This is a genomic window from Pseudomonas sp. H3_D04, assembly GCF_054669175.1.
The window spans coordinates 4,094,119-4,111,271 of the sequence record NZ_CP162801.1 but is presented as its reverse complement, the minus strand read 5'-3'; the positions used below and the strand labels follow the sequence as shown (position 1 = coordinate 4,111,271).

Here is a 17,153-nt window from a genome sequence, read left to right as displayed (position 1 = left end):
AGCTACTTCAGTTCAGGCAAACGCGCTTCGTTTTTCACTTCGGCCTGGGCGATCGCATCGGCGGGTAGCACCACCCGTTGTTTGCTCAGCAACTGGCCCATGTTCGCCAGCACGCGGTACATCGAATACTCCTCGGTGTAGCGCACTTCGGTGTAGCGGCGATTGGCGTTGTAGAGCTCGTTTTCACTGTCGAGCAAGTCGAGCAGGGTGCGTTGGCCGAGGCCGAACTGGTCCTGATACGCCAGGCGCACACGACGGCTGGTGTCCGCGTATTCGCGGGCAGTCGGGGTTTGTTTCTTGGCATTGACCATGGCGTTCCAGGCCAGGTGGATGTTCTCGTTGAGTTGGCGCAAGGCGTTGTTGCGGATGTCCATCGCCTGGTTGATCTGATGCGCATTGGAGGCCAGGCGCGCCTTGTCGCTGCCGCCGCGGAACAGGTTGTAGTTCATCACCACGCCCACGCGCCACTCGTTGTCGTGGCCTTCATCGCCCTGCACGTTGTTGTTTGCGCCCACTGCCGCTTCGGCATCGAAACGCGGGTAGAACGGCGACTTTGAGACTTCGTACTGGCTCTCGGCCGATTGCACGTCAGCCTGGGCCGATTTCAGGTACGGGTTGTTTTCCACCATGCTCTGCTGGGCTTCCGGCAGAGAGGCAGGCAGTTCGCCGCGGATAGACGGCGGCGTTTCCAGTTCATCGGGCAGGCGCCCTACGACGGCGGCGAAATTCGACTCGGCATCCGCTAGATCGACCTCGGCGGTGTCGAGGTTGTTTTGCGCCAGTGCCCGGCGGGCGCTGGACTGGTCGGAGTCGGCGTTGCTGCCGACGCCACGCTGGGTGCGCAGGCCGATCTGGTCGTTGACCCGCAAGTGAGCCTGCAGGTTGTTCGTGGCCAGGGTCACCAGTTCACGGCGCTTGAGCACTTCGAGGTAGACCTCGATGGTGCGCAATGCCAGGTCCTGGGCGGTGCCTTGAGCGTAATAGGCCCGGGAGTTGACGACCCCTTTGGTGCGTTCGACTTCGTTCGCGGTGTTGAAACCGTCGAACAGCATCTGCCGCAGGCGCAGCTCCGATTGGGTGTAGGTGAGGATTTCGGTGTTGTGATTGCCGAACGCCCGGGTGTTGGTGTTATCGCTGTACCCGCGCCCGTAGGCGGCGTTCAGATCAACTGATGGATAAAAGCCCCCCTTGGCGACTTTGACTTGCTCATCCGCGGACAGCCGCGAGTCGACGCGCGAGGCCAGTTCCGGGTGGGTTGCGATGGTGCTCTGGATCGCCTCGGTCACTGACATGGCTTGAGCCTGGGATGTGCAGGCCATGGCCAGCAGAATTGCGCTGCAAAGGGGGGTTAAAACGCGCATGGGTACATCTCCCTGATTCCTGATGGTTCTTTATCAGTCGCCAAATATTTGACGACATTTATAGGCAAAACCGTTTCATGCTTGTAACAACGTAGCTAAGAACATTCTAGAGCGTAGCTAAGAAATTTTTTTCATAGGGGTTATTCCAAAAAAAACTTATGCGCTCTGCAAAATCCAGCACATTGTTCACTCTGAAAGCCCTTGTTTTAGAAGCTCTAGGGAGCATTCGAGGGTTTAAGGAAAGTTCCATCCACTTATCGACATAGGGCGGAGAAGTGCTGGAGGGGAGGGAAGCGAAACGGTTTTGAGGCGACAGTTTTTTGTCGCTCTACAGGTTCAAAATCGTTACGCATCGCACAAAAGGCAATGTGGCTGCGATTGGAATCCCAAGGTTGTTGATTGCATTGGGGTTTTGCCAAAAACGGACTCATTGCCCATGAGCGACATGCTTGGCGAGACTATCGCCGGGGCAGCGGTTTACTCGGATAAACGCACCCCGCAGGCGATCCGCCAGGCAACCTGCTTCAACCATGAGCACGTTCTTCGCACAAACAGGGTGCCGACAGCGGTTGGCAGCGGAGGAAATGCACATGGCAACGCTCATCGGTACCGTCAGTAAAATCATTGGTCAGGTGTTCGCGGAAAGCGGTGGTACCCGGCGTGTGCTGGCCGAGGGCGATCGATTGTTCGCCGGCGACCAATTGATCACCGGCGCCGATGGCGCGGTGGCCGTGCATCTGAAAAATGGCCAGGAACTGACCCTCGGGCGTGGCAGCAGCCTGCAAATGAACTCCCAGTTGCTGGCGAATCAAGCGGCCCATGTGGAAACCGCTGAAGCGGTGACGCCGACTCAAGCGCAACTGACCGATGTCGAGCAACTGCAAAAAGCCATCGCGGCCGGCGATGACCCGACTCAAACCGCTGAAGCCACGGCGGCCGGACCTGCTTCGACCGGCGCACCCGGTGGGGCGGCGGGCGGCGGCCACAGTTTCGTCATGCTCGAAGAAGTGGGCGGGCGGGTCGACCCCACCATTGGCTTCCCCACCGCGGGCTTTAACGGCATTCCCGAATTTCCGCTGGAACGCCTGGCCGGTGATCCGGACAACGGCGACAACGGTGCCGGTTCAGGGGGCACGGGTGTCATTCCCGTTCCTGACGCGCCGAACAACCCGGTCACCCTCGCGGGCCTGTCGGTGGCGGGCGGCGAACTGACCCTCAACGAAGCTAACCTCGCGGACGGTTCTGCCAGCAATCCTGGCGCCTTGATCCAGAACGGCACCTTCACCGTGTCTGCGCCCGACGGGCTGACCAGCCTGAGTATCGGCGGGATCAATGTGATCACGGGTGGGGTGCCTGTCGGCTTCCCGCAGTCGATCACCACGCAACTGGGCAACACCCTGACGATCACCGGCTACAACCCGGCCACCGGCGTGGTCAGCTACAGCTACACCCTGGTCGGCAACGACACCCATTCGGCCGGCGAGGGTGTCAACAACCTCAGCGAACAGTTCATCGTCGTCGCTAATGATTCCAACGGCGATACCGCCACCGGCACGTTGGACGTCAACATCACCGACGATGTGCCCAAAGCGGTCGATGACAGCAACGCCAATACCGCCTCGGAATCCCTGCTGACCCTGACCGGCAGTGTGCTGCCCAACGACTCGCAGGGGGCTGACCGCATTCCCACAGGCCCCAACAGCGGGCCGATCATCGGCGGCACCTTCACCGGGACTTACGGCACGCTGGTGCTCAATCCCAACGGCAGTTACACCTACACGCTGAACACCAGCGACGCCAATTTCAAAGCGCTGCACGGCGGCGGCAGCGGCACCGAAACCTTCACCTACACCCTGACGGATGCCGACGGCGACACCAGCACCGCCAACCTGGTGCTGCAAATCCAAAACAACGATGACCCGGTCACGATCGGCGGCCTCAACGTCGAAGGCGGCGAACTCGTCGTCTACGAGAAAAACCTCAGCGACGGCAGCAGCCCCGACGCGCCAGCGCTGACACAGAACGGCACCTTCACCATCACCGCGCTCGACGGTGTGCAAACCCTCAGCGTCGGTGGCATCAACGTGGTGGTCGGCGGCGTGTCCGCAGGCTTCCCGCAATCGATCGTCACACCACTCGGCAGCACGTTGACCATCACCGGGTTCGACAGCGCGACCGGCGTAGTCAGTTACAGCTACACCCTGGCCGATAACGAAGCGCATCCGACGGCCAACGGTGCCAACGGGATCTCCGAGCAATTCGCCGTCACCGTGGTCGATGACAACGGCACCACCACCAACGGCAATCTCGACGTCAACATCGTCGATGACCTACCTCAGGCCGTGGATGACAGCAACGCCGGCACCGCTTCGGAAACCCTGCTGACCCTCAACGGCAATGTGCTGACCAACGACACCCAAGGCGCCGACCGCGTGACCGTCGGCGAAAATGCCGGCCCGATCACCCCCGGCACTTTCATCGGGACTTACGGCACGTTGGTGCTGAACGCCAACGGCACGTACACCTACACCCTGAACACCAGCGACGCTGACTTCAAAGCGTTGCACGGCAATGGCAGCGGCACGGAAACCTTCACCTACACCCTCACGGATGCCGATGGCGACACCAGCACCGCCAATCTGGTGCTGAACATCCAAAACAACGATGACCCGGTGACCCTCAACGGCCTCGACGTGGCCGGTGGTGAACTGACTGTCTACGAGAAAAACCTCAGCGACGGCACCAGCCCGAACGCGCCCGCGCTGACCCAGAGCGGCACCTTCACCGTGACCGCCCTCGATGGCCTGCAAACCCTGACGGTCGGCGGCATTTCGGTGGTCAGCGGTGGCGTGGCCGCAGGCTTCCCGCAATCGATCGTCACACCGCTCGGCAGCACGCTGACCATCACCGGCTACAACCCGGCCACCGGCGTCATCAGCTACAGCTACACCCTGGCGGACAACGAAACTCATCCGAATGCCAACGGTGCCAACAGCCTCACCGAGAATTTCAACGTGGTGGCGACGGACACCGACGGCAGCACAGCGTCGGGCCAGATCAACGTCAACATCGTCGACGACCTGCCCACCGCCAACCCTGATTACGCTTCGGTAGACGAGGGCGCGACCGTCTCGGGCAACGTGCTGGATAACGACATCGGCGGTGCCGATGGCCCGGCGCTCAGCGGCGCCGTGATTGGCGTGCGCGCAGGCTCGGACACCTCGACCTCGGCCATCGGTGGACTGGGCACCAACATCAACGGCACCTACGGTTACCTGACGCTGGATGCCAACGGCAATGCGACCTACCACAGCAATCCCAACGCGGTGAACGGCCCCGGCGCGACCGATGTGTTCACCTATACCGTGCGTGATGCCGATGGTGACGAAAGCACCACCACCATCACCATCGATGTGTCCAACAGCTGCATCGTCGCGTCCACCGATGCCGACGTGACCGTTTACGAAAATGCCCTCGACCTGACCAAGGACGGGCAAGACCTGGCGGCCGGCACGGTCATCGGCAGCGACCCGACCAGCACCGGCGAAACAGCCAAGGGCACGCTGGTCGGCTCGGTCACCGGTGCGATCGGCGCGATCACTTACACGCTGGTGGGCAGCGCCACGGGCAACTATGGCCAGATCCAGCTCAACCCCAACGGCACGTACACCTACACCCTGACCTCGCCTGCGACCACCACGCCGCCTGCCAACGATGGCGCGAATTCGCTGACCGAAAGTTTCACCTACCAGGCCACCGATTCCCTGGGTAACAGCACCACCAGCACCATCGTGGTGAAGATCGTCGATGACGTGCCAAAAGCCTTCAACGACAGCAACACCGGCACAGCGTCGGAGGCCGTGCTGACGCTCAATGGCAATGTCCTGAGCAACGACGTCCAGGGCGCGGACCGTGTCGCCACCGGCCCGAACGCCGGGCCTGTGACCCCAGGCACCTTCACCGGGACTTACGGCACCCTGGTGCTCAACGCCAATGGCACGTACACCTACACACTGAACACCAATGATGCCGACTTCAAAAACCTGCACGGCGGCGGCACGGGCACCGAAACTTTCGCCTACACCATTACCGATGCCGACGGCGATACCAGCACCGCCAACCTGGTGCTGAACATCCAGAACAACAACGACCCGGTCACGCTCAATGGCCTCGACGTGTACGGCGGTGAACTGACCGTCTACGAGAAAAACCTCAGCGACGGCACCACCCCGAACGCGCCCGCCCTGACCCAGAGCGGCACCTTCACCGTGACCGCGCTGGACGGGCTGCAAACCCTGACCGTCGGCGGCATTGCTCTGGTCACTGGCGGTGTGGCGGCAGGCTTCCCGCAATCGATCGTCACACCGCTGGGCAGCACGCTGACCATCACCGGCTACAACCCGGCCACCGGCGTGGTCAGTTACAGCTACACCCTGGCGGACAACGAAACTCATCCGAACGCCAACGGCGCCAACAGCATCACCGAGAACTTCAACGTGGTGGCGACGGACACCGACGGCAGCACCGCGACGGGTCAGATCAACGTCAACATCGTCGATGATTTGCCGACGGCCAAAGCGGACACGGCGAGCGTGGTCGAAGGCGGCACGGTCAGCGGCAACGTGCTGGACAACGACATCGGCGGTGCAGATGGCCCGGCACTCAGCGGCGCAGTGATTGGCGTGCGCGCAGGCTCGGACACTTCGTCCTCGGCCATCGGCGGCCTGGGCACGAACATCAATGGCACCTACGGTTACCTGACGCTGGATGCCAACGGCAACGCGGTTTACCACAGCAATCCCAACGCCGTGAGCGGTGCCGGTGCCACCGACACGTTTACCTACACCGTGCGCGATGCCGACGGCGATGAAAGCACCACCACCATCACTATCGACGTCTACAACAGCTGCATCAAAGCGGTCAGCGACACCGATGTCACCGTCTACGAGAAAGCCCTGGACCTGACCAAGGACGGGCTGGACCTGGCGGCCGGTACTGTCACGGGCAGCGAGCCCGGCAACACCGGCGAAACGGCCACCGGCACCCTGGTCGGCTCCGTCACCGGCGCGAGTGGCGCCATCACCTACACCCTGGTCGGCAGCGCCACCGGGGCCTACGGGCAAATGCTGCTCAACCCCAACGGTACCTACACCTACACCCTGACGTCGGCGCCGAAAACCTCGCCGAACACCAACGACGGCCCGAATACCCTGATCGAAAGCTTCACCTACAAAGCCACCGATGCGCTGGGCAACAGCACCACCAGCACCATCGTGGTCAACATCGTCGATGACGTGCCCAAGGTCCTCGGCGCGGAGCGTTCGGTGGCGGCTGTGGAGATCGATTCCAACCTGCTGCTGGTGATCGACGTCTCCGGCAGCATGGTCGACCCCTCCGGTGTACCGGGGCTATCGCGCCTCGAACTGGCCAAGCAGGCGATCAGTGCCTTGCTCGACAAATACGACGACCTGGGCGATGTGAAAGTGCAGATCGTCATCTTCAGCAGCAACGCCACCGACAAGACATCGATCTGGGTGGATGTGGCGACCGCCAAGTCGATCATCTCCGGCCTGACTGCCGGCGGTGGCACCAACTACGACGCCGCTGTCGCGACGATGCAAACGGCGTTCAACACCTCGGGCAAACTGACCGGGGCGCAGAATGTCGGCTACTTCTTCTCCGACGGCAAACCCAACGAAGGCGACATCGGCAGCGCAGATGAGGCCGCACTCAAAGCCTTCCTCGACGCCAACAGCATCAAGAACTACGCGATCGGCCTGGGCAGCGGCGTGAGCAACGCCTACCTCGATCCGCTGTCTTATGACGGCAGCACCCACACCAACACCAACGCGGTGGTGGTGACCGATCTCAACCAGCTCAACTCGGTGCTTTCGGGTACGGTGGTCGGCGCGCCGGTGACGGGCACCTTGCTGGAGGGCGGCACCTTCGGCGCCGATGGCGGCTTCATCAAAACCCTCGTGGTCGACGGCACCACCTACACCTATGACCCTAAAGGCAACAGCAATCAGGGTTCGTTGAACTTCAGTGGCGGCGCCAACCACGGCACCTTCAACACGGTGAACAACAGCATCAGCATCGCCACCAACAATGGCGGCACCCTGGTGGTGAACCTCGACACTGGCGAGTACACCTACACCTCGCAAAAAACCACGGCAGTGGTGATTACCGAAAACATCGGCTTCACCGCCAGCGACAACGACGGCGACCTGGCCAGCTCCACGCTGACGGTCAAAGTCATCCCGAACGCGGCGCCGGTGGCGGTCGATGACCACATCATCACCAACGTGCTCTCGGGCAACATCGTGGTGCCGGGCGAGTTGCTGCTGGCCAACGACACCGATGCCGATGGCGATCCGCTGACGGCTTCACCCACCAACTTCAACACCGGCTGGATTTCCAAAGGCGCCGACTTCACCGGCACCGGGGCGATCAGCTTCTCCTCGACCGGCAACAACAACGCCAACCAGGTCCTGGCGAACGTGCGCAACGCCTTTGCGGCGAACGCGACGACCATGACGGCGGTGCTGGTGGTCAGTGGATATCTGGGCGGGGTCACCGCCGGTAACGCCAATGATGAGGACCGGATCACCGTCAACCTCAAACAAGGCGAAACCCTCAACCTGGACCACAACCTGGCGGGCGGTCACATCGCCATGGAGTATTCGCTCAACGGTGGGGCATGGATCGCCCTCGCGGACGGGCAAACCCTCACTGCGGCGGCGGACGGGACCTATCAGATCCACGTCACCAACATCACCAACACCAGCGGCAGCGGCGTGAACAACGCGGAATACTACAAGCTGACCATGACCCTCGATTACGCCGGGGGCCACGACATCGCCCCGGATGCCCACGGCACCTACACCGCCAACGACAACCACGGCGGCAGCGACAGCGCGGGCGTGACCATCAGCTATCAGGACGGACATACCCTCACCGGCACGGCCGGCGACGATGTGCTGGTGGCGGGCACCGGCAATAACGTCCTCAATGCCGGCGACGGCAACGATGTGCTCACTGCTGGCTCCGGCAACAACGAACTGCATGGCGGCGCCGGCAATGATTTGCTGTTCAGCGGCACCGGCAACGACCTGCTCGACGGCGGCACCGGCACCGACACCGTGAGTTACGCCCACGCCACCGCCGGGGTCACGGTCGACCTGAGCGTGGCCACCGCGCAAAACACTGGCGGCGCCGGCACCGACACCCTGACCGCGATCGAAAACCTCACCGGCTCCAACTTCAACGACTCGCTGACGGGCGACAACCTGAGCAATGTCATCACCGGCGGTTTGGGCGATGACATCCTCAAGGGCGGCGGCGGTGACGACTTCCTGATCGGCGGCCTGGGCAACAACACCCTGACCGGCGGGGCAGGGGCCGACACCTTCCAGTGGCTCAAAGGCAACAGCGGCCACGACCTCGTCACCGACTTCACCCCAGGCACCGACAAACTCGATTTGTCGCAACTGCTGCAAGGCGAAAACGGCACCGCGGCATCACTGGATGACTACCTGCACTTCAAAGTCATCGGCAGCGGCGCCTCGGTCCTGACCAGCATCGACGTCAGCGCCATGGCCGGCGCGGCACCGAACCAGACCATCGACCTGGCCGGCGTCAACCTGGCCAGCCACTACGGCGTCACGCCCGGAGCGGGCGGCGTGGTGGCGGGCGGGCACGATACCGCGACCATCATCAATGGCATGTTGAATGACCATTCGTTGAAGGTGGATACCGTGTGATCTGAAGGCTGACCTCTGAAACGACAAAACCCGCCATTCCTGGGTAAGGAATGGCGGGTTTTTGTTGTCTGTAAGATCGCTTTCGTCGGATCGCCGCCCGGAACAAGCCCGCTCCGACACTTTGATCTTCAGTGAACACAAAACAGGCGAACAACCCAGATCAACTGTAGGAGCGAGGCTGCTCGCGAAGAGGCCCAAAAGACCGCCACAAAACTCACAGCCTGACACGCTGTTGTGGCGAGGGAGCTTGCTCCCGCTGGCTTGCGAAGCAGCCCCAAAACCATTCGCCGCGATTGTGTCTGATAAACAGCGTTTCGCTGGTTTTACGACTGCTGCGCAGCCGAGCGGGAGCAAGCTCCCTCGCCACAGGAAAGTGTTCGCACCAGGATTTTCGCTAACCCTGCGGAACGAAGTTATCCAGCATCCGATTCACCGCCAATTCCCCCAGCATCACCACCTGCTGAATCCCCAACACCGTGTTGCGATGCGAACCTTCCATCAACCCCGCGAAATTACTCAGCATCACACTTGCCGACGCCAGGGTTTCGCAGGCGTTGACCAGCAGCGTTTCGTCATTGGTGTCGGGAGCGATGGAATAGATGGTGCTCGGTTTACGCGGAGTGTCTGCGGGGATGACCGGTTTGAGGTAGTAGTCGAGGGCGCGGTCGGCGGCTTCGTTGAGTTTTTTGGAATCGGTGGATTCGTAGGGGGAAACGTCGTCGGTTTCGGGTGGGTTGGGTGTGATCTTGAACATGGTGAAACTCCTACAAGAAATGGAGCCACCAAGACCTGTCGCTAAACAAGTAAGGGTGGCGGCTGCACGCAGGTTAGCGAACCGGGTGTAGGCGCCCGGCAGACCCGAAAGTCTCCCGCGCACAGCCGCCATTACATCAATCGCAGGCATGAACAATCTGCAAGAGAGTTGGGAGCGCTGTTGCGCCTACATAGGTTCGGGTCGCTAAACCCGATCGCTGATTTGTCAGCGACCGGGAAACGATAGAGCCCCGGCCCAAGGCACACAAGCCGGCGGATTCTGGCGCAGTCGTAGGCAGCTACGCAAGGATGTGTAGGCAGAGTGAGTGTCTTGAAATGTCTTTTAAACACCGCCGTTTATTTCCTCCTCCAAATAAATAGCGGCGCCCCCCCTACGATGTGTCAATCGCCGACGAACGGTAGCGAAACCTGTTATTTCTGACAGTAGCCAGTCTGTGCGCAGTGCCGTTAAATCACTTCAGAGCAACAAATACCTGACACGCTGAATACGTACTGAGCGTGAGAGAACGTCGACAAAGTCTTGAGAGGAAGTCAGCAATGCCGATTTCTCAAAACCGGGCTGATCCAACGGATCCAACCCTGGAACAACCGAGGGTGCCTGCCATCCTCAAGGACGAGAACGGCGAAGAGAGTCCGGACGGGCTGTTGCCGAGAAGTGCAGTGAGTGATGACCTGGTCGTCATCGTTCCGAACTGGAGAACGGCACTCGTCGATCCGTTTCCCTACATCATCTCTATCAGTTGGGTAAAGGAAGGCAGTTCGTTCACCGAAGTGTACAGGGAGGAGTTCACCGGCCCAGGGGAGAAGACCTTGAAAGTCCCTCGGGACAAGCTGGATCACGGTATTTATTCCCTGTCGTACCAACTCAGTTACGGCGGGAACGCAGAACTGTCCTTCTCCAAGCGCGTCACGGTCGATAGAGTGCCACCGGATGATGGTCAGGAGCCAAAGCCGCTGGTGATGCTGGATGTTCCCGGCGATATCACCGATGACTACCTCACACGATTTGGAGAGGTCAGATTACAAGTCCCGCTCTATGTCGATTTAAAGGCCCGGGATCGCGCAATCTATTATTTGACGGACAACCCCAATCCTCTGGATACCGAACCTGACATTCGTGAGCAGGAGTTCAGTCAACAGGACATTGACCAGCGTCGTCTCATCATTACCGTGTACGCGGCGGATATTCGTGGTCGTGGGCACGGTCAACGCTACTTTTATTACCGGCTACGTGATTGGGCCGGCAACCGTGGGCCACGCTCGACCCTGTTACCGGTTTTTGTCGACTTGACGCCGGCCCCTGGCAATCTCGATCCAGCTCGGGTGCCATTGTCGGTGCGAGGGTTGATCGACCGCGAACACGCTCGCGAAGGGGCGGTCGATCAGAAAGCGGTCACCGTCGAAATCGATGCCTATGACAATCCGGACGCCTCCGACAAAGTTCTGATCCAGTGGAATAGTCATGCTCTCGCCCCCCTGGACGTTGACCCAACCCAATTTCCGCTCAGCCAAACTGTACCGTGGTCGACACTGACGGCTGACGGGCTCGGGCCGATGGATGCGCGTGTTGACTACCGCATCAGTCGTGGCGGGACACCGACGCCGCCTGCTCCAGAAACGCAGGTGCCGGTCAATTTGACGGTCGCCGGTCCAGATCACGCTGACGCTCCCGCTATGTTGAACCTCACGCTGGCGAATCTGGAGATCTATGGCGCTGTTTCGAAACAACTGAACACGCTGCAGACGATAGATCATGGTCAGCCCGCCGACGGGTACTTGCGCTTGTACGACAATCCAAAGCCTGGAGAAAAGATCTTCCTGTACTGGGGCGCCATCAGCACGCCAGTCGCTGAATACGAGGTCAAGGATGGCGACAGCGCCGGGCAAAATATTGAGTTCAGTATTCCTTGGACGGCTATCGAGCAAGACATGGAAAATCCGGCGTTACCGGTGTGGTACACCACCGACAACCAGGTAAACGTGCAGTTGGCCCGAGCGACTCCGGTAAACGTGGCAATCATCATCATCAGGAATTTGCCGGAGCCGACGTTCCCTGATGGCGGGCTAAAAGGCCTGCTTGATTGCTGTGCCAGACCTCGATTGTGGGAGCAGGTGCGGGTGCATATCGAGGGTAACGACGCGTTCGACAAAGACGATATTGTCGAGCTTCATTGGCAAGGGTGTTACGGCCCCAATGGCACATCCCCCATCCCGGGGGTCACTGAGTCATTTGAAACAACACTCAGTCTTGAGCAGGCACGCAATGGTTTTGATATATCGGTGACAGACTATGAAAGGTTAGTTGCGCCGATGGTTGATCGCGGATCAGCACTTTGCCGATATTTTTTGAGAAAGAGCAACGGCGGACAAGGTGAGTCGAAGTCTGAGTTTGTGATTATCAATAGAACGATGCCCAGTGGTCAATTGTGCGGGCCGAATAATGATATTTGCGAAGAATCATTCGTGAGTGACGTGCCTAAACATTGATCGATTAAAAGAGCGCAATACTGTCCGCTGTTTAAGTCGGATTATCAGAATTAAAGTCCGCGCGTGGGTGGTCAGTTTCCAAGTGTCCTGACGGGGGCTGGTAGTGTCCTTTGTCAGATAATCAAGCAATTGAAAGGAAGATACAGATGACCAGTTTCAAACCATTGGATCCCGCACAGAATCGCGCGCGTTATCTTGTCGTTCGGCAGAGTATGCCTACAGAGGACGCAGCGCCCCCCTACCTGCACGCTGATAATCCCCTGTTGCCCGATACCGCGGACGATTTGCCAAATCAGTTGCATTCCAGTCTTCAAGGCGCACAGCTAAAAGTGCTGATCCCCCGATTTGCTCAGGCGGGCGATGAAAACGCTATACCAGGGTTTTTGAACTTGACCTGGAATGGCAGTCGTGTTGGTACCCGATATAATTATACGACTCCAATTGATCCCGCCATCACTGAGTTTGAATTGCTGTTGCCAGCAGGTCTCACTAATGCATCGGGATCGCATGAGTTAAGTTATATACTGAGTCATGGTGGCAATCCTGATGAAGTTGCGCACGAGGTAATTAATATCGATACGCAGGCTCCCTTGCCGAACGGTGAGGTGACCCTTCCTGCAGAAGTTGAGCGAGACGGCATTACCAAACCTTACCTGGATGCCAACGGTTTTGTTCTTGTTACCGTCCCTCAATACGCCACAAAAAAAATCGGGGATGTAATCGAAGCTTTCTTTGGCATATCTTTGCCAGGAGCTATTTCGATAGGGAATGTGACTGTTACAGATACCGCCGTGCCGGTTACTTTCAACTTGACTGCTGCCCAGGTTGGCACCGAAGAGGGTGAAAAAGAACTCTGGTATACGTTGATGGATCGGAAAGGTAATAAGAGTCTCCCCTCAGCGTACAAGAAAACGAACGTATCACTGACGGATCCGCCAGAGGGATTATTGCCACCCAACATTCCGCTGTTTGATGATGATACGCTACCTAAACTGGTGGATCTGGCCGATGCGTGGATGCCTTTGGGCATCGGGATATTGGCTGAGTACGATAATTACATCGCGGATCGTGATGAGATCGAAGTGACGGTAGATGGCATTCTATTGCCCGCACAGCGGATCAACGGCTTTCCCTTCTACGTGAATGTTCCCTATAGCGCGCTGGCTAAAGATAGCCTTGGCGAAAAAACAATAACAACCAGTTATCAGATAAAGCGCGGCACGGTTCGTCACCCATTAACGCCACTTACAAAAAATATTGTTGTCGACCTCCGCAGACCGGGGCCCGGTGAAGGGGAGGAGAATCCCAATCCGGACCTTGATCTGGTGACTGTTCAAGGACAAGGAGGTAATGGCCCGAATGTACTGACAGAAGACGACAAAGATCAGACGGTTTCAGTCACTGCGCAGGTTTTTGATGGCGTCAAGGACGGAGACGTTGCGACACTGATCTGGAAGGGTGTTGAGGTGACAGCAGCACAGGGGGGCGTCATTGAACTGGATGGAACGGAAACGGATGATTTGGAATGGACTGTTGAGTGGGAAGTTGTGGATGAAGGAGGAAATGGCAATCCGCTTCCGGTAAGTTACAAACTAACCAATCCGGACCTTAACGAAAATGAGGAGTTTTCGTTGCCTCAGGACGTTGATGTTTATATTCGTCCGGGTGTTGCGCCCGAAGTAAGGTTTCAACATATGGATCCAGATTTGACTCTACTCAATTGCCAATCTTTGCGAGCCGATGCAGTGCTTGGCAAATGTGCTGAAGCACTGGTCGCAGGTGGAGAGCCGGAATTGAAGGGGAAAACATTGGCCTGTACTTATCAAGGGTATAGCGATTCTGCGGGGACTACAGTAAAGCCGGGTACCAAGTACGAATTTAACTATTCTCCGAGCGATCAGGAGGTTGACGACGGTTTTATTATAAAAGTCCGCTACCAGGAGCTTCTTGCAACACAGAGCGCATGGGGGGAAATCAGTTACGTCGTCAAGATCGATGGGCGGGACGTAACTTCCAGTCACTTCGTTAGAGTGCATATGGTAGGGGGGACTGGAACGCCTTGTCCGATTTAAGTGAAAAAGCCCGGAAGGTGTAAAAACCTTCCGGTTTTTTTTAGTGAGGGAAGTTATGGAAATATTCGCTATGTGATTTCGGATATTTCCTACATTTTTTTAGGGGGCGTTCCTTTACCTTCCGCGCTCAATTTTTTCACGCAAATGTATTTGCGCACTTTTTATTATGAGTTGGAGGTGGATAAATTATGAAAGTATTTGGCGAGCTCCCCGTCAGGGTTATTCGAAAACGCGCGCTGGGCGTACTGGTGTTCATGCCGGTCTTTTCTTTGTCCGGCACGGGTGCACAGGCGGCAACCATCGTCGACGGAACGACACTGGATATCGACTCATCGACAACGTCGATCGACTATCTGGTGCGTAACAATGGCGTGTTGAACGTCAATGGCGCCAGTACCCGATCGATCACTGTGCAATCTGGCTCAACGTTGAATATCAACGGCGCGAGCATTGTCGGCAGTAGCGGCGCTGAAGGCGTTGTAGTCACCAGCAGTCGAGGCACTATCGATCGGGCCAATGTGACCAGCGAAGACATCGGGCTGGCCGTAAACCGTTCCAGTGTCGCGGCCGGCGGATCGGACGTGACCGTTTCCAATAGCCAGATCAAGGGTGAAGTAGCTGGTGCCCAGGTCACGGGGCTGAGCAAATTGTCGTTGATCAATACGCAAGTCACCGGCTCGGCAGGCGACGGCATTGGTGTGAACATTCTGGGCGGTGAAGTGGATGCCTCTGCCGGGACGCATATCACCGGGCAGGCGACAGGTGTGCGGATGGTCAACGATTCCGCCAATGTAGGTGCTCGTGCCCTTACACTGGATAATGCCATCGTACAGGGTGTCAACGGCTCCGCGGTTCTGGTCGAGAGAGGCACAAATGCCACTATCCGTCTCTCGAACGGTGCCAGTCTGCTTGCCGGAAACAACATCCTGCTTGATGTGCAAGGCGCCTCTACCGCCGCCATGACCGTCGCCAACAGTGCGCTTCAAGGCAACGTGAATATAGATGGCAGCAGCGTAGCGAACCTCACCTTCGATCAGGGCCATTTCACCGGTGATGTCGTGCTCGTCGATGACGCCTCCTCGGCCACGGTCAACCTGCAAAACAATTCACGGTTCACCGGCAGCCTGGATAAGGTCGACGGTGTGACCATCAACAGCGGCTCCAACTGGACCCTGACCCGCAACGACACCGTCGGCGCATTGGCCATGAATGGCGGTACAGTCAGCTTCGGTTCGCCCGATGCCCCGGACACGTTCTACCAGTTGAACGTCGGAACACTTGCGGCCTCAGGCACCGGCGCCAATGTATTTGCGATGAAAGGCAACTTTGCCACCGGCCATCACGATTTCCTGAACGTGACCGGTGTGGCCACTGGGCAGTTCGGTCTGTTGGTTGCGGCCTCTGGGCTGGATGCCGTGTCTCCCGGGCAATTGAACCTCGTGCATACGGCGGCGGGTGATGCGCAATTCTCGCTGATCAGTGGCAGGGCGGACCTGGGAACCTGGTCCTATTCGCTGAAAAGCACGATGGACGAAAGCGGGGCTACCGACTGGTATCTGGACCCTGCTACCGAAACCGTCAGCCCGGGCGCGCGTTCGGTATTGGCCCTGTTCAATACAGCGATCACTGTGGCCACCGGCGAAGACGCATCCCTACGCAGTCGCATGGGTGAGCTTCGATTCAACGGCGGCAAGTCGGGTGCCTGGGTGCGTACTTACGGCAGCCAATACAATGTGGCTGACGGCTCGGGTGTGGCTTATCAGCAAACCCAGCAAGGTTTTTCCCTGGGCGCTGATGCGAGACTGGGTGAGAGCCAATGGTTTATGGGGGTGATGGCGGGGTACAGCAATTCCAGGCTGAATCTTGATTACGGCACTTCCGGCACCGTCGACAGCTACTACGTCGGGCCTTACGCAACTTGGCTCGATGCCGATTCCGGTTACTACTTCGATGCCGCGCTCAAGTTCAACCACTTCCGCAACGAGTCAAAAGTCGGCCTGAGCGACGGTTCCCGTGCCAAAGGCGACTACGACAACTCCGGCCTCGGCGGCTGGGCCGAATTCGGCCGACACATCAAGTTCGGCGATGGCTACTTCATCGAACCGTTTACCCGATTCTCGTCTGTCGTGATCCAGGGCAAGCATTACAACCTGGACAACGGCATGGACGCCAACGGTGATCGGGCCCGCTCGATGCTGGGCAAGGTCGGCAGCACCTTCGGGCGCAATTTCGACTTCGGCAACGGCAAGGTGGTACAGCCTTATATCAGTGCCGCGGCGGGTTACGAGTTCGCCAAAAATAACAAAGTGCAAGTGAACAGCAATGTGTTTAACAACGACCTGTCGGGCTACCGTACCGATTTCGGGGCGGGGTTGGCAGTGGCTTTCTCCGAGGGGATGCAGGCGCACGTTGATTTTGATTATGAAAAGGGCGAGCACATTGAGAAGCCGTGGGGGGTTAACTTTGGGGTGAGGGTTAACTGGTAAGGGAATAGTAGTCTTGCAAGACTGAAACGCCGCTTCTCCTATTGGGTAAGCGGCGTTTTTTATTGACCCGTCTGACCGGCAATCACCTGTCTCGGCAACCACGAATCTCCATCCTCAATCCGCTTCACCTTCAGCAACAACGGTAGCGCCAGGGTAATCGACTGCCCGCCCCGCACCAGCTTCCATCGTAACTGCGCACCTTGTCATGCC

Annotated in this window: 6 protein-coding genes; 4 read left to right on the top strand and 2 right to left on the bottom strand. The window is 58.4% G+C overall.

Annotated features, from left to right (window positions below; all coding sequences use genetic code 11):
• Positions 1-2 precede the first annotated feature (2 nt).
• Complete coding sequence (locus tag AB4N91_RS18870) at positions 3-1,361, bottom strand: TolC family outer membrane protein (RefSeq protein WP_010461997.1); 1,359 nt, start codon at positions 1,359-1,361, stop codon at positions 3-5.
• Between the two features lie 590 nt (positions 1,362-1,951).
• Here AB4N91_RS18870 and AB4N91_RS18865 point away from each other — a divergent pair.
• Entirely contained in the window at positions 1,952-9,124 is a 7,173-nt protein-coding gene (locus AB4N91_RS18865) for a retention module-containing protein (protein WP_460111551.1), read from the top strand.
• A 394-nt stretch (positions 9,125-9,518) separates the two neighbouring features.
• Here AB4N91_RS18865 and AB4N91_RS18860 read toward each other — a convergent pair whose 3' ends face one another.
• Positions 9,519-9,878: a DUF6124 family protein gene (locus AB4N91_RS18860; RefSeq protein WP_010461993.1), complete on the bottom strand. Its 360-nt coding sequence runs from the start codon at positions 9,876-9,878 to the stop codon at positions 9,519-9,521.
• A 557-nt stretch (positions 9,879-10,435) separates the two neighbouring features.
• On the opposite strand from AB4N91_RS18860, the gene AB4N91_RS18855 reads away from it, so the two are divergent.
• The 3 genes from AB4N91_RS18855 to AB4N91_RS18845 all read left to right on the top strand — a co-directional run bounded on the left by AB4N91_RS18855 (position 10,436) and on the right by AB4N91_RS18845 (position 16,943).
• Positions 10,436-12,385, top strand: coding sequence for a hypothetical protein (locus tag AB4N91_RS18855; RefSeq protein ID WP_460111550.1), 1,950 nt, complete (start codon positions 10,436-10,438; stop codon positions 12,383-12,385).
• 146 nt (positions 12,386-12,531) lie between these two features.
• Positions 12,532-14,457, top strand: coding sequence for a hypothetical protein (locus tag AB4N91_RS18850; RefSeq protein WP_460111549.1), 1,926 nt, complete (start codon positions 12,532-12,534; stop codon positions 14,455-14,457).
• 188 nt (positions 14,458-14,645) lie between these two features.
• Positions 14,646-16,943 carry an autotransporter outer membrane beta-barrel domain-containing protein gene (locus tag AB4N91_RS18845; RefSeq protein WP_077749126.1) on the top strand — a complete coding sequence of 766 codons (2,298 nt, stop codon included), beginning with the start codon at positions 14,646-14,648 and terminating at the stop codon, positions 16,941-16,943.
• Positions 16,944-17,153 lie beyond the last annotated feature (210 nt).